15 protein-coding genes and 1 other RNA gene are annotated in these 14,425 nt (G+C 57.1%); 12 read left to right on the forward strand and 4 right to left on the reverse strand.

Annotated elements, in window-relative coordinates; genetic code table 11:
- Nucleotides 1-97 precede the first annotated feature (97 nt).
- Entirely contained in the window at nucleotides 98-916 is an 819-nt protein-coding gene (gene cof, locus ACOTY5_RS00730; protein ID WP_045142054.1) for an HMP-PP phosphatase, read from the forward strand.
- A gap of 41 nt (nucleotides 917-957) precedes the next feature.
- Here the strand turns inward: cof and ACOTY5_RS00735 are convergent, their stop codons facing one another.
- Nucleotides 958-2,004 (reverse strand): PLP-dependent cysteine synthase family protein, encoded by a 1,047-nt coding sequence (locus ACOTY5_RS00735; RefSeq protein WP_045142055.1) that lies wholly within the window; start codon nucleotides 2,002-2,004, stop codon nucleotides 958-960.
- Nucleotides 2,005-2,119: 115 nt separating this feature from the next.
- Here ACOTY5_RS00735 and ACOTY5_RS00740 point away from each other — a divergent pair, with 115 nt between their 5' ends.
- The 5 genes from ACOTY5_RS00740 (at nucleotide 2,120) to amtB (ending at nucleotide 8,009) form a co-directional block, all read left to right on the forward strand.
- Nucleotides 2,120-2,578, forward strand: a complete 459-nt coding sequence (locus ACOTY5_RS00740; RefSeq protein ID WP_015571267.1) for an Lrp/AsnC family transcriptional regulator — start codon at nucleotides 2,120-2,122, stop codon at nucleotides 2,576-2,578.
- 30 nt (nucleotides 2,579-2,608) lie between these two features.
- Nucleotides 2,609-4,363: a SmdA family multidrug ABC transporter permease/ATP-binding protein gene (locus ACOTY5_RS00745; protein WP_045142056.1), complete on the forward strand. Its 1,755-nt coding sequence runs from the start codon at nucleotides 2,609-2,611 to the stop codon at nucleotides 4,361-4,363.
- On the forward strand, nucleotides 4,356-6,137 hold the full coding sequence (locus ACOTY5_RS00750; RefSeq protein ID WP_045142057.1) for a SmdB family multidrug efflux ABC transporter permease/ATP-binding protein: 1,782 nt from the start codon (nucleotides 4,356-4,358) through the stop codon (nucleotides 6,135-6,137). Before ACOTY5_RS00745 ends, ACOTY5_RS00750 begins: the two co-directional genes overlap by 8 nt.
- A 211-nt stretch (nucleotides 6,138-6,348) precedes the next feature.
- Nucleotides 6,349-6,687, forward strand: a complete 339-nt coding sequence (glnK, locus tag ACOTY5_RS00755; protein WP_006809867.1) for a P-II family nitrogen regulator — start codon at nucleotides 6,349-6,351, stop codon at nucleotides 6,685-6,687.
- A 35-nt stretch (nucleotides 6,688-6,722) separates the two neighbouring features.
- Nucleotides 6,723-8,009 (forward strand): ammonium transporter AmtB, encoded by a 1,287-nt coding sequence (gene amtB / locus ACOTY5_RS00760; RefSeq protein ID WP_022650485.1) that lies wholly within the window; start codon nucleotides 6,723-6,725, stop codon nucleotides 8,007-8,009.
- 96 nt (nucleotides 8,010-8,105) lie between these two features.
- On the opposite strand, the gene tesB is transcribed toward amtB, so the two are convergent.
- The gene (tesB, locus tag ACOTY5_RS00765; protein WP_015571264.1) at nucleotides 8,106-8,966 is read right to left on the reverse strand and encodes an acyl-CoA thioesterase II; all 861 of its coding nucleotides are present in this window, start codon (nucleotides 8,964-8,966) and stop codon (nucleotides 8,106-8,108) included.
- A gap of 203 nt (nucleotides 8,967-9,169) precedes the next feature.
- On the opposite strand from tesB, the gene ACOTY5_RS00770 reads away from it, so the two are divergent.
- On the forward strand, nucleotides 9,170-9,697 hold the full coding sequence (locus tag ACOTY5_RS00770) for a YbaY family lipoprotein (protein ID WP_023296032.1): 528 nt from the start codon (nucleotides 9,170-9,172) through the stop codon (nucleotides 9,695-9,697).
- 37 nt (nucleotides 9,698-9,734) lie between these two features.
- Here ACOTY5_RS00770 and ACOTY5_RS00775 read toward each other — a convergent pair whose 3' ends face one another.
- Nucleotides 9,735-10,046 (reverse strand): MGMT family protein, encoded by a 312-nt coding sequence (locus tag ACOTY5_RS00775; protein WP_003859016.1) that lies wholly within the window; start codon nucleotides 10,044-10,046, stop codon nucleotides 9,735-9,737.
- Between the two features lie 170 nt (nucleotides 10,047-10,216).
- On the opposite strand from ACOTY5_RS00775, the gene ffs reads away from it, so the two are divergent.
- The 3 genes from ffs (at nucleotide 10,217) to ACOTY5_RS00790 (ending at nucleotide 11,024) form a co-directional block, all read left to right on the forward strand.
- An RNA gene (ffs, locus tag ACOTY5_RS00780) (signal recognition particle sRNA small type) lies at nucleotides 10,217-10,313 on the forward strand.
- Between the two features lie 247 nt (nucleotides 10,314-10,560).
- Entirely contained in the window at nucleotides 10,561-10,812 is a 252-nt protein-coding gene (locus ACOTY5_RS00785; protein WP_006809862.1) for a hypothetical protein, read from the forward strand.
- Complete coding sequence (locus ACOTY5_RS00790) at nucleotides 10,809-11,024, forward strand: hypothetical protein (RefSeq protein ID WP_015571263.1); 216 nt, start codon at nucleotides 10,809-10,811, stop codon at nucleotides 11,022-11,024. Before ACOTY5_RS00785 ends, ACOTY5_RS00790 begins: the two co-directional genes overlap by 4 nt.
- A 70-nt stretch (nucleotides 11,025-11,094) precedes the next feature.
- On the opposite strand, the gene ACOTY5_RS00795 is transcribed toward ACOTY5_RS00790, so the two are convergent.
- Entirely contained in the window at nucleotides 11,095-12,516 is a 1,422-nt protein-coding gene (locus ACOTY5_RS00795) for a PLP-dependent aminotransferase family protein (RefSeq protein WP_045142058.1), read from the reverse strand.
- Nucleotides 12,517-12,600: 84 nt separating this feature from the next.
- Between ACOTY5_RS00795 and ACOTY5_RS00800 the strand changes: the two genes are divergently transcribed.
- Together ACOTY5_RS00800 and ACOTY5_RS00805 are read left to right on the forward strand one after the other, a co-directional pair.
- Complete coding sequence (locus ACOTY5_RS00800) at nucleotides 12,601-13,212, forward strand: YczE/YyaS/YitT family protein (protein WP_045142059.1); 612 nt, start codon at nucleotides 12,601-12,603, stop codon at nucleotides 13,210-13,212.
- Between the two features lie 77 nt (nucleotides 13,213-13,289).
- Nucleotides 13,290-14,360, forward strand: coding sequence for a LacI family DNA-binding transcriptional regulator (locus ACOTY5_RS00805; RefSeq protein WP_045142060.1), 1,071 nt, complete (start codon nucleotides 13,290-13,292; stop codon nucleotides 14,358-14,360).
- Nucleotides 14,361-14,425: the final 65 nt, after the last annotated feature.

The following is a 14,425-nucleotide window of genomic DNA, read 5'->3' on the forward strand; positions in this document are numbered from 1 at the left end:
AACCCGGAACAATAATTATCATCTATTCACTATTACTTCCGTATATCTCACGTAATACTGATGCACAAGTTAACCGCATCACATTTCGGGAGTAATTATGGCTCGGCTCGCTGCATTTGATATGGACGGCACGCTGTTAATGCCGGATCACCGTTTAGGGGAGAAAACCCTGAACACACTTAAGCGCCTGCGCGAGCGTGAAGTAACCCTGACGTTTGCCACTGGTCGTCATGTTCTCGAGATGCGCCATCTGCTGGGAACATTTGCCCTCGATGCGTTCCTGATCACCGGCAACGGGACGCGCATTCACTCCGTCGACGGCGATGTGCTGCACCGTCAGGATCTGAACCCGGAAGTGGCGGACATTGTCCTGCACAGCACCTGGGATACGCAGGCCAGCGTGCATGTTTTCAACGATGAAGGCTGGTTTACCGGGCGTGAGATCCCGGCCTTGCTGCACGCACACGTTTACAGCGGCTTTAAATATCAGCTTATCGATTTGCGCCGCATTCCGGCACACAAGGTGACCAAGATCTGCTTCTGTGGCGATCACGACGATCTCTGCCGTCTGCGCATTCAGCTTAACGAGGCGCTGGGCGACCGGGCGCACCTGACCTTCTCGGCGGTGGACTGCCTTGAAGTGCTGCCGGTGGGCTGTAACAAAGGATCTGCGCTGGCGGTGCTGAGCGATCATCTGGGGCTGACGATGCAGGACTGTATGGCCTTTGGTGACGCCATGAACGACCACGAGATGCTGAGCAGCGTGGGTCGTGGGCTGATTATGGGGAACGCGATGCCGCAACTTATCGCCGCGCTCCCGCATTTACCGGTTATCGGACACTGTCGTAACGAAGCGGTGTCCCATTTTTTGACGCATTGGCTGGACAAAAATAACCTCCCATATTCCCCCGAATAGTGAGACCCTTCCAGCAAGCCAGGCTAAAGCCTGGCTTTTTTTTATTTCACCAGCTGCGAAATCTGCGCTTTCCACGGTTCGACATCGCCAATATTGGCCTGTACCCATTCTGCGTTGTAATAGGTGTCCAGGTAGCGCTCCCCGCTGTCGCACAGCAGCGTGACGACAGAGCCGGTACGGCCTTCGTCGCGCATCCTCGCGGCCAGCTGTAGCGCGCCCCACATATTGGTGCCGGTAGAGGCCCCGACTTTACGACCAAGCTGTGTCTCCAGCCAGTGCGCCGTCGCGACGCTGGCGGCGTCCGGCACGCGGAGCATCTCATCCACAACGTCCGGAATGAACGAGGGTTCGACGCGCGGGCGACCAATCCCTTCGATCTTGCTCCCCACGGGGCTGCGCAGGCTGGCATCGCGGGATTGCCAGTAATCGAGGAACACCGAGTTTTGCGGGTCAACCACCATCAGCTGCGTATCATAACCCTGACAGCGGATATAACGTCCGATGGTGGCGGAGGTTCCGCCCGTGCCCGCGCTCATGACAATGTAAGAGGGGACAGGATGCGGCTCGTGGGTCATCTGGCGGTAAATGCTGTCCGCAATGTTATTATTGCCGCGCCAGTCGGTGGCGCGCTCGGCGAAGGTAAACTGGTCCATATAGTGACCATTTAGTTCGCGAGCCAGCATTTCGGAGGCCGCATAGATTTCGCAGGCGCTTTCCACAAAGTGGCAGCGTCCGCCGTAAAATTCGATCTGTTCGACTTTACGTTTCGCCGTGCAGGAAGGCATCACGGCGATAAACGGCAGACCCAACAGGCGGGCAAAGTAGGCTTCGGAGACGGCAGTTGATCCGGACGACGATTCAATAATCGTGGTGCCTTCTTTAATCCAGCCGTTACATAAACCGTATAAAAAGAGTGAACGCGCCAGGCGATGCTTCAGGCTGCCGGTAGGATGGGTGCTTTCATCCTTCAGGTAAAGCTGAATGCCGGGAAATCCGGGCAGAGGCAGGCGGATCAAGTGGGTGTCTGCCGAGCGCTGATAGTCGGCATTTATTTCGCTGATGGCATGTTTAACCCAGGTGCTATTCATCGTAGTTATCCGTTTGTCATTTTGTGCCCAGCATAGCGAAAAGCACAGAAAAAATTGTTGCTATCTGACCTTTAAAATAGAATGTAAGGAGAATAATTTTCTCTTCGAGGTGGCTATGTTAGATAAAATTGACCGTAAGCTGCTTTCTTTGCTGCAAAGCGACTGCACCCTCTCTTTGCAGGCGCTGGCAGATGCCGTTAATCTGACCACCACACCGTGCTGGAAGCGCCTCAAGAAGCTGGAAGATGATGGCATTCTGCTGGGACGTGTGGCGTTGCTGGATCCCGAAAAACTGGGGCTTGGACTGACCGCCTTCGTCCTGATAAAAACGCAGCATCACAGTAGCGAATGGTACTGCCGCTTCGTCACGCAGGTTTCCGACATGCCTGAGGTGCTCGGCTTCTGGCGCATGGCGGGGGAATACGACTATCTGATGCGCGTTCAGGTGGCAGATATGAAGCGCTACGATGATTTTTACAAGCGGCTGGTCAATAGCGTACCGGGCTTGTCCGATGTCACCTCCAGTTTCGCCATGGAACAGATTAAATACACCACAGCGTTACCCATTGAATAACTTCTTAAAATACCTTCAGGAAAAGACCGCGTGCGATTATTTGCCCAATTAAGCTGGTACTTTCGTCGGGAGTGGCAACGCTACCTCGGCGCGGTGGCCCTGCTTATTATCATTGCCATTCTGCAACTGATCCCGCCCAAAGTGGTGGGCTACGTCGTGGATGGCGTTACGGAACAACATTACACCGCCGCACGGGTGATGATGTGGGTCGGTACGCTGGTGCTGACGGCCGTGGTGGTTTACCTGCTGCGTTATGTCTGGCGCGTGCTGCTGTTCGGCGCGTCCTATCAGCTTGCCGTTGAGTTGCGCGAGGACTTTTATCGCCAGCTGAGCCGCCAGCACCCTGAGTTTTATCTGCGTCACCGTACCGGGGATCTCATCGCCCGCGCCACTAACGATGTAGACCGCGTGGTGTTTGCCGCCGGTGAAGGGGTGTTAACGCTGGTGGATTCCCTGGTGATGGGCTGTGCAGTATTGATTGTGATGTCTACGCAAATTAGCTGGGAGCTCACGCTGCTGGCGCTGCTGCCGATGCCGCTGATGGCGCTGGCAATTAACCGCTACGGCGAGCAGCTCCATGAACGCTTCAAGCTGGCGCAGGCGGCGTTCTCGTCGCTGAACGATCGCACCCAGGAGAGCATGACCAGCATCCGCATGATCAAAGCGTTTGGTCTGGAAGACCGCCAGTCCGCGCTGTTTGCCGCCGACGCCGCCGATACCGGCGCGAAAAACATGCGCGTGGCGCGTATTGATGCCCGTTTCGATCCAACAATTTATGTTGCGATTGGCATGGCGAACCTGCTGGCGGTGGGCGGCGGCAGCTGGATGGTGGTGCAAGGCACGATGACTCTCGGGCAGTTAACCAGCTTTGCGATGTACCTTGGGCTGATGATCTGGCCGATGCTGGCGCTGGCCTGGATGTTTAATATCGTTGAACGCGGGAGCGCCGCTTACAGCCGTATCCGCGCCATGCTGGCGGAAGTGCCGGTCGTGAACGATGGCAGCGAGCCGGTACCGGAAGGTCCGGGCATTCTGAAGGCGGATATCCGCGCCTTTATCTACCCGCAAACGGAACATCCGGTGCTTGAGAACGTCAGTTTCACGCTGCGTCCCGGTCAGATGCTGGGCATCTGCGGCCCGACGGGTTCCGGTAAAAGCACCATTCTGTCACTGATTCAGCGCCATTTTGACGTGAGCGAAGGCGATATCCGTTTCCACGACGTCCCTCTGCCGCGTCTGCTGCTGGATGACTGGCGCAGCCGCCTGGCGGTTGTCAGCCAGACGCCGTTTTTGTTTTCAGACACCATTGCCAACAATATCGCGCTCGGGTGCCCGACGGCGACACAGGACCAGATCGAGCACGTGGCGCGCCTGGCCAGCGTCCACGAGGATATTTTACGCCTGCCGCAGGGCTACGACACGGAAGTGGGGGAGCGGGGCGTTATGCTCTCCGGCGGACAAAAACAGCGTATCTCTATTGCCCGCGCGCTGCTGCTGGACGCTGAGATCCTGATACTGGATGATGCGCTGTCCGCGGTTGACGGGCGTACTGAACATCAAATTTTGCATAACCTTCGCCAGTGGGGAGAGGGGCGCACGGTCATCATCAGCGCACACCGTCTGTCGGCCCTTACCGAAGCCAGCGAAATTCTGGTGCTTCAGCATGGGCATATTGCCCAGCGTGGTCAGCATGAGCAGCTTGCCGGGCAGACCGGATGGTATCGGGATATGTACCGCTATCAACAGCTGGAAGCCGCGCTGGATGAGGAGGTCGCCGATGCGTAAGTTTGGACAGATGTGGCCGACGTTAAAACGGCTGCTGGCCTATGGCTCACCGTGGCGCAAACCGCTTTCCATCGCCGTGCTGTTGCTGTGGATCGCCGCGATTGCGGAGGTGATCGGTCCGCTGCTTATCAGCTATTTCATCGATAACATGGTGGCGAAAAGCTATCTGCCGCTGGGGCTGGTGGCGGGACTGGGCGTGGCGTATGTCGGGCTACAGCTGACGGCGGCGGGGCTGCACTATGCGCAGTCGCTGCTGTTTAACCGGGCCGCCGTGGGCGTGGTCCAGCAGCTTCGCACGGATGTGATGGATGCCGCGCTGCGCCAGCCGCTGAGCGAGTTTGATACTCAGCCGGTCGGGCAGGTTATTTCGCGCGTCACCAATGACACCGAGGTGATCCGCGACCTCTATGTAACCGTTGTCGCAACGGTTCTGCGCAGTGCCGCGTTGATTGGCGCGATGCTGGTGGCGATGTTCAGCCTGGACTGGCGTATGGCGCTGGTGGCGATCGCTATTTTCCCGGCGGTGCTGATTGTGATGGTCATTTACCAGCGCTACAGCACGCCGATTGTTCGTCGCGTGCGCGCTTACCTCGCAGATATCAATGATGGCTTCAACGAAGTGATCAACGGCATGAGCGTTATTCAGCAGTTTCGCCAGCAGGCGCGTTTTGGCGAGCGAATGGGGGAAGCCAGCCGCTCGCACTATATGGCGCGGATGCAGACGTTACGGCTGGATGGCTTCCTGTTACGCCCGCTGTTGAGCCTCTTCTCAGCGCTGGTACTGTGCGGGCTGTTGATGCTGTTTGGCCTGACGACGCGCGGAACCATCGAGGTGGGGGTGCTGTACGCATTTATCAGCTACCTTGGACGCCTTAACGAACCGCTGATTGAACTCACCACGCAGCAATCGATGCTGCAACAGGCGGTGGTTGCGGGCGAGCGTGTGTTCGAGCTGATGGACAGGCCGCGTCAGACCTATGGCGATGACGAACGCCCGCTGGAAAGTGGATCCATAGCGTTTGATCATGTCTCGTTTGCCTACCGCGACGACCAGCTTGTCTTGCAGGATATCAACCTCGAGGTACCGTCGCGCGGTTTTGTCGCCCTGGTTGGGCATACCGGCAGCGGCAAAAGCACGCTCGCCAGTTTGCTGATGGGCTACTATCCGTTGACGCAAGGGGAGATCCGTCTGGACGGACGGCCGCTTGCCGCGCTTAGCCACAACGCGTTACGTAAGGGCGTCGCGATGGTGCAGCAGGATCCGGTGGTACTGGCGGATACCTTTTATGCCAACGTGACGCTGGGACGACCTTTCACGCCTGAGCAGGTATGGGAGGTGCTGGAAACGGTGCAGCTTGCGGATCTGGCGCGCGGGTTAAGCGAGGGGATCCATACCCGGCTGGGTGAGCAGGGCAATAATCTCTCGGTCGGGCAAAAGCAACTTCTTGCGCTGGCGCGCGTGCTGATTGAGACGCCACAGGTGTTAATTCTGGATGAAGCGACAGCAAGCATTGACTCCGGTACCGAGCAGGCGATCCAGCAGGCGCTGGCTGCCGTGCGGGATCGCACTACGCTGGTGGTGATCGCCCACCGCCTGTCAACGATCGTCGATGCCGATACCATTCTGGTGCTGCACCGTGGTCAGGCCGTTGAACGGGGGACGCACAGAGCGCTGCTTGAGGCAAAAGGACGCTACTGGCAGATGTATCAGTTGCAGCTGGCAGGCGACGAGCTGGCCGCCAGCGTGCGCGAGGAAGAGTCACTCAGCGCCTGATGCACCATAACAAGGCAATGCGCTAACAGTCTTAACCGTTGGTGCAAAACTGAAACGCACCCTGCACTGCCATGGTGCGTTTTTTTTCACCTCTTCCCGGCGCATGCGCGTCGCGGCGCTTTCCTCCTCACCTTTCACTTCTGGCACACCCTTTGCAATATCCCTCTCGTGTTAGCTGCGGCCATTACCGAATTCTGACTGGAGGGGATATATGAAGCTGGTTACGGTGGTAATCAAACCATTCAAACTCGAAGACGTGCGTGAAGCGCTGTCTTCCATGGGTATTCAGGGACTGACTGTCACCGAAGTGAAAGGCTTTGGGCGTCAGAAAGGTCATGCCGAGCTTTATCGCGGGGCGGAATACAGCGTTAACTTCCTGCCAAAAGTGAAGATTGATGTGGCGATTGCCGACGATCAGCTTGATGAGGTGATTGATGTCGTCAGCAAAGCAGCCTACACCGGAAAAATTGGCGACGGCAAAATTTTCGTTGCTGAACTACAGCGCGTCATTCGCATCCGTACCGGCGAATCTGACGAAGCGGCGTTGTAAGTAACTCCTGGCACACAGTGATAGGGATCGAGAAAATGAAGAAAGCAACAATGAAAACAGGTCTGGGTTCGCTGGCACTGCTGCCGGGCCTGGCAATGGCTGCACCTGCTGTGGCAGACAAAGCCGATAACGCCTTTATGATGATTTGCACCGCGCTGGTGCTGTTCATGACGATTCCGGGGATCGCGCTGTTTTACGGCGGCCTGATCCGCGGCAAGAACGTACTCTCCATGCTGACGCAGGTTGCCGTCACGTTCGCGCTGGTGTGTGTGCTGTGGGTGGTTTACGGTTACTCGCTGGCCTTCGGGGAGGGCAACGCCTTCTTCGGCAACGTTAATTGGGCGATGCTGAAAAATATCGAACTGACCGCGGTGATGGGCAGCTTTTATCAGTATATTCATGTCGCGTTCCAGGGCTCATTCGCCTGCATCACCGTGGGGCTGATTGTGGGCGCGCTGGCTGAGCGTATCCGCTTCTCTGCGGTACTGATTTTCGTGGTGGTCTGGCTGACGCTCTCCTATATCCCGATTGCGCATATGGTCTGGGGCGGTGGTCTATTGGCTTCCCATGGCGCGCTGGACTTTGCGGGCGGTACCGTTGTGCACATCAACGCCGCGGTAGCAGGCCTGGTAGGCGCCTACCTGATTGGCAAGCGCGTGGGCTTCGGGAAGGAAGCATTCAAGCCGCACAACCTGCCGATGGTCTTTACCGGCACCGCCATCCTCTATTTTGGCTGGTTCGGCTTCAACGCAGGTTCAGCCAGCGCCGCTAACGAAATCGCCGCGCTGGCCTTCGTGAATACCGTTGTGGCAACCGCCGGCGCTATCCTCTCATGGGTATTTGGCGAGTGGGCCGTTCGCGGCAAGCCATCACTGCTGGGTGCCTGTTCCGGCGCGATTGCCGGTCTGGTAGGTATTACACCAGCGTGCGGTTATGTGGGCGTAGGCGGTGCGCTGCTGATCGGTATCGTCGCAGGTCTGGCGGGGCTGTGGGGCGTTACCGCACTGAAACGTGTTCTGCGCGTTGACGATCCCTGTGACGTATTCGGCGTGCACGGTGTGTGCGGCATCGTCGGCTGTATCATGACCGGTATCTTTGCTGCCCAATCTCTGGGCGGTGTGGGTTACGCAGAAGGCGTGACCATGGGACATCAGGTGCTGGTGCAGCTGGAAAGTATCGCGATCACCGTTGTCTGGTCGGGCGTTGTGGCCTTTATCGGCTACAAGCTGGCCGATATGACCGTTGGACTGCGCGTACCGGAAGAGCAGGAGCGCGAAGGTCTGGACGTCAACAGCCACGGCGAGAATGCGTACAACGCATAATTTGAGTGCTTTTGCCGGGCGGCGGCTTCGCCTTACCCGGCCTGAAAAAGCATAATTCGCAGGCCCGGTAAGCGCAGCGCTACCGGGCTTTTTACATCACCCGCGATTGCGCATCACACCTTCCTGAACGGTAGAAGCCACCAGCACGCCATCCTGAGTGTAAAACTCCCCGCGTACAAAGCCGCGCGCGCTGGACGCAGAGGTACTTTCCACGCTGTAAAGCAGCCATTCATTCATATCGAACGGACGGTGGAACCACATGGAATGGTCAATTGTGGCTACCTGCATCCCTTTTTCGAGGAAGCCCACACCGTGCGGCTGTAGCGCAACCGGCAGGAAGTTGAAATCCGACGCATACCCCAGCAGGTACTGATGCACGCGTAAATCTGCGGGTACGCTGCCGTTGGCGCGGATCCACACCTGGCGGGCGGGCTCAGCGGTATGCCCCTTCATTGGGTTATGAAATTCGACCGGGCGGATCTCCAGCGGTTTATCGCACAGAAACTTCTCTTTTACCTGCGGCGGCAGCAGATGCGCGAGAGCGCGGGCAATTTCGGTTTCCGATTTCAGATCGTCCGGCGACGGGGCAGACGGCATCTTTTTTTGATGCTCATAGCCCGGCTCTGGCGCCTGGAACGAGGCGGTCATGTAGAAGATGGGTTTGCCATGCTGGATGGCCGCCACGCGACGGGCGCTGAAGCTTTGACCGTCACGCAGAACTTCCACGTCGTAAACAATCGGTTTAGCGCTGTCACCGGGGCGTAAAAAGTAGCTGTGAAACGAGTGCACCAGACGGTCTGCCGGGACGGTCTCCTTGGCGGCATACAGCGCTTGCCCCACGACCTGGCCGCCAAAAACCTGGCGTAAGCCTAAATCTTCGCTCTGTCCGCGAAATAGCCCTTCTTCTATTTTTTCCAGGTTCAGTAATGTCAGCAGATTGTTCAGTGCCTGACTCATAGTGGTCCTCAATAAACGCCGTGGCGAAAGATACGCTGAGTATAACCCAGAAATGAAAGTGGTCCGATGGGTAGAATAATCTTAATATCCGGACGAAATTAGGCATAAATCCGTGATTTGTGCCACACTTGTATTCGTTATGTGAATAAAACGACATCAGATGGGATCGATCCCGCTGGTGCATTGATGATAAGGAGACTTCAATGAAACTCGTGCCTATGCTCAGTGGTGTAGCAATTGCGGTAGCGTTGTCCGCCTGTGCTGGTAAGAGTGCCGATGTACCGGTGCCAACAGCAAGCGCAAACGGGATTAACACCCTTTCACAGCAAGCTATTCAGCAGCCAAATGTTTCCGGTACGATCTGGATCAAACAGAAGGTTGCGCTGCCGCCGGATGCGGTTTTAACGGTCACGCTGTCTGATGCTTCCCTGGCGGATGCGCCGTCTAAAGTGCTTGCGCAGCGCGCGGTTCGTACAGAGGGTAAACAGGCGCCGTTCAGCTTTGTGCTGCCGTACAACCCGTCTGACGTGCAACCCAATGCGCGTATCCTCCTGAGCGCGGCGGTAACGATCAACGATAAGCTGGTCTTTATCACCGATACCGTGCAGGAAGCGGTCAACAAAGGCGGCACCAAAATCGACCTGACCCTGGTACCGGTGCAGCAAACTGAAGTACCTGTTGCAACGCAGACCAATCAGCCGACTCTGCCTACACCGCCAACACAGCTGTAATTCTCTTTCGCCCTCTCCATGTTGAAGGGAGAGGGCGTCAGTACTCCCAGCGATACTTCTGCATATCAATTTGTCCTGCCCCGGACACCTGCACCCCTTCTGAAAGTAATGCCTGACGCTGGCGCTGCAAGTCTGGCCCGGTGAGGGAAATGGCGCCATGGCGATTGACGACCCGGTGCCACGGTAACGTGCTTCCTTCTGGTAGCCTCCTTAGCACGCCGCCTACCTGACGCGCCGCGCGCGGAGAACCCGCCAGCCGGGCGACTTCCCCATAGGTCGTGACACAGCCTTCCGGGATCGAGGCTACGATTTGCCACACTCGCTGTGGGAAAGTGTCATGTTCGTCCATTGTTACTCCTGCGGGAAATCAGCGAAGGGTAATGTTATACGAAGATAAAGAAGATTGTCGGGGCAGTTTGCGCAATAATCCAGCATCCGGTTGCCAGCGGCTTGCAATTGAGGTGCTCCACAGGGATAATGCGCCAGCGCGTTGGTTATCAACGCTCTCAATGGGGGCTCTGTTGGTTCTCCCGCAACGCTACTCTGTTCACCAGGTCAGGTCCGGAAGGAAGCAGCCAGGGCAGACGACGTGGGTGCCGGGATGTAGCTGGCAGGGCCCCCACCCATTTGTGCTCCTCTCCAGTCGTTCCCCTGAATAAACCTTCTAAATTATGTGACTATTGTATTTTTTGTAATGCAACCTTCATTTAACTGAAATAATAATGTCATAAACCTGTAATAATAGACTGTCATTTTATTTTTCGATGCCTTTATTCTGTCATAAGCTAAAAAATATATATCTGGATAACAAACTTATCTTCGTGTATTAAATTAAACACGTGTTCCGAAAGGATGTGACAATCATGGTTACTGCGGTTTTAAACGTTAAAATTGATGAAGCGCTAAAAGAAAGACTTCGCCACTATGCGGAAGACAATAATGAGAATTTAAGCGTGACCACAGAGAAACTGCTGCTGCTGGCATTTGAAGCAGTAGAAGAGGCGGGAGTATCGGAAGAGGATGTTGATAATCAGCATACGGAAGAAGAGAGCGTAACTCCATTTACTCCTAAAGAAATCAAAGCACTACGTAAACTTCTGAAGAAGAGAAAATGAAACAACAACTATCGACTGCCAGTGACTACAACGAGGCCTGCAATCTGTTACGTTCCGGCTACGTGAAACATGTTCGTCTTGGCTGGAATGTAGGAAGTGATGAGTTCTTTCGTATTGCGTCTGACTGGTGTGATACCGGTGCAAAAATAAAGAAAGAAGGGGATAATTTCATTATTTCGCTGAAAGGCTTCCCGATTCCACCTCAACATTAAGTTGTTCTTCATGAAAACTGCTGACTGCATGCGATACAGTCAGCAGTTTTTATTGTTTCTGGCGAATAATTTACACCAGGCTCCGTTTTACTGACGCTACACTTTTATTTAATGCATGCCACAGCGGTTTGATCCGCAATAATGCCTCTTCAAGTTCTGGTGAACTGAGTGAGAAGGGCATACGCAGGTAGCGGTCAAACGCGCCTGATAGTCCAAAACGCGTGCCGGTGCCCATAATGATGCCTGTCGTTTCGGCGCGTGCCGCCAGCTGTGTCGCCAGCATGCCGGGTAATTCAATCCAGTATGAAAGCCCTCCCTCCGCTTCCTGAAACCGCCATTCGGGGAAATGTTCCCGCAGCATCTGGCCGCAGCGGTCGCGCCGTTCTGCCAGCATTTGCCGCCGGGCAGGCAGGAAGGTTGCACTGTTTTCGATAAGCCACAGCGTGGCCAGCTGTTCCAGCACCGGAGAGCCCAGATCCAGCGTGTCGCGCGTTTGCGCGAGGGTGGCGATAGTGCGTGACGAGGCGCGGATCCAGCCGAGACGCAGCCCACCCCAGAAGCTTTTACCTGCGGAACCCAGCGTCATCACCGTGGCCTCCGGGTTAAAGGCGGCCAGCGGCGGCGGCGGGGGAACATCGAACCAGAGATCGACCATGGTTTCATCCACCACCAGCGTGGTGCGGGTTTGCGCGGCGATGTCGGTTATGGTCTGGCGCGTCGCGGCATCCATGCAACGTCCGGTCGGATTATGAAAATCCGGCATCAGATAGGCCAGACGCGGGGCTGTCTGGGCAAGCGTTGCGGCAAAACCGTCGGTATCCCAGCCCGTTTCAGGCAGCGAGACGCCCACGGGCCGGCATAGCGCCCCCTGAATAGCGGCTATCGCCAGCGGGTAGGTGGGATGATCCACCACCACGCGATCCCCGGGACCGGTCATCATTCTTAAGATCAGGGCGAAGCCGCTGACGGCGCCGTTCACCACCATCACTTCGTCTGCCCGGGTGGGCAGACCGCGTGCGGTGTAGCGGGCGGCGATAGCTTCACGCAGCGCCGGAAGCCCAAGCTGATCGTACCCGGTCAGCGCCAGATTCGGCGTGATGGCCGTCAGCGCGTGGGCGTAGGCCTGGTGGATCTCTGGTCCCGCGTTGAGTGCGGCGGTTGAGAGATCCAGCGCCGCGCTGGCAGTAGAAAGCGTGGGCACGGCGCGGCGGTCTGGCAGGATCGCCCGCGAACCGCTGCCGTGACGGCTCTCCAGATAACCCTCTTCCCGCAGATGCGCCAGCGCGCTGCTGATGGTGGTGCGGCTTACGCTCAGAGCGGCGGCCAGTTCCCGCTCTCCGGGCAGGCGCGTGTTTAACGCCAGCCTGCCATCCAGAATTAACAGGCGTAACGCGTCAGCCAGCTGGCGCCACAGCGGGGTGCGGGAAGAGGCTTGCTGCCAGTGCCCTAACAGGCGTACCAGAGACTGGCTTCCAAAACGACGTGATGACATATGCAGTCCACTATTTGAAAACTGGACATTAATCATAGTGCCATTTTCACCGAAGATGGAACCTGGTTCTTCGGAGAAGAGAAAATGGTACGTCGTCTGGTACAACTTTATGTCGGTTTAGGCCTGTACGGGCTTTCAACCGCGATGTTTATTCGTTCGGATCTGGGTGTCGACCCGTGGGATGTCTTTCACCTTGGCGTCGCCATCCAGATCGGGATGAGCATCGGCACGGTGATTATTTTAACCGGGGCCGCGGTGCTGCTGCTGTGGATCCCGCTGCGTCAGCTGCCGGGACTGGGTACTATCAGTAATGTGATTTGTATTGGTCTGGCGGCCGATGCGTCAATGGCGCTGATCCCTGAGCTCACCTCGCTGCCCGTGCGCATCACCCTGCTGGTTTCCGGCATTGTGGTTAACGCCCTTGCCACCGGGATGTATATCGGCGCGGGTTTTGGCGCAGGCCCGCGCGACGGTCTGATGACCGGCATACATGCCCGGCTGGGCTGGTCGATCCGCAGCGTGCGTACCGCGATCGAGGTGACCGTGTTGATCGTCGGCTACCTCCTCGGGGGAGCGTTTGGCGTTGGAACCGTACTGTATGCATTAACCATCGGCCCGCTGATCCAGCTCTGTTTGCCGTGGTTTCGTCAGGGACCGCGCATTCAGAAAGCCGCGCGGCCGGAGCGGATTGTTTAATTTTGCGAAGCGCTCACAGGCTATGATGGCGTAACTGTGTCAGAATAGAGACTTCTCTTTTTACGACGCCAGAATGTATGAAAGCGATCACTCTTTATGACGTTGCCCGCGTGGCGGGCGTTTCTTATCAGACCGTTTCTCGGGTGATTAACGACGCGGAACACGTTTCTGCCCGTACGCGGGAAAAGGTCCGGCAGGCCATGGCGGCGCTACACTATGTGCCCAACCGTGGCGCGCAGCAGCTGGCCGGGAAACGTACCCGCACGCTGGGGCTGATGACCAGCGATCTGGCGCTGCATGCGCCGTCGCAAATCGCCTCAGCTGTAAAATCCCGGGCAGTGGAGCAGGGGGCTGGCGTACTCATCTCCATGGTGGAGCATCCCGCGCAGTGTCAGGCTGCTTTGCAGGAGTTACTGGCGCAGCGCGTGGAGGCGCTGCTGGTGAACGTTCCGCTGGAAGATACCCAGGCAGAAATGCTTCAGGAAATGGCCTCGCCGACCCCGGTTCTTTTTCTCGATGTTTCCCCCACAGCTCGGGTTAACAGCCTTGTTTTCGATGCCGAACAGGGCGCTGGCCTGGGGGCAGAGCATCTGCTTTCGCTGGGGCACCAGCGAATTGCGCTGCTCGCCGGGCCGGAAAGTTCTGTCTCTGCCCGGGCTCGTCTGGCGGGATGGAAAACCACGCTGGCTCAGGCCGGTGTGGAGGCGTTTGCGGTGGCGCAGGGCGACTGGAGCGCAGCTTCGGGTTATGAGAAAGGGCATCAGCTCCTGGCGGGCGCGCAGCTGCCGGAGGCGATCCTCGTCGCTAACGATCAGATGGCGCTTGGCGTTTTACGCGCCTGTGCGGAAAAAGGCGTTGCGGTACCGGGGCAGATCTCGGTTGTCGGGTTTGATGATACGGCTGACAGCGCGTGGTTTTCACCTCCGCTCACCACCGTTCGGCAGGCGTTCCGCGAGGCCGGTGAGCGCAGCGTGGAGCGGCTGATGGCACCTGCCCATCACGACGAATGCTGGCAGGAACAACTTCCCGTTACGTTGATCGTGCGTCATTCCACCGCGCCGCGCGCCGCACAGCAGGCCTATCGTGAAGATCTGGCGCAACAGCTCAGAACTCTGGCGCTGCTGGCGGAGAAGCTGGCGCGCAGCTAGCACTTTTGTGATCGTGCTCGCCTGGTGACGATCAAAGTCTTTACCGCCACCGTTTACCAGGGCAT

Origin of the sequence: Enterobacter cloacae complex sp. SHL018 (assembly GCF_049237905.1) — a bacterium.
Classification (GTDB): Bacteria; Pseudomonadota; Gammaproteobacteria; order Enterobacterales; family Enterobacteriaceae; genus Enterobacter; species Enterobacter hormaechei_C.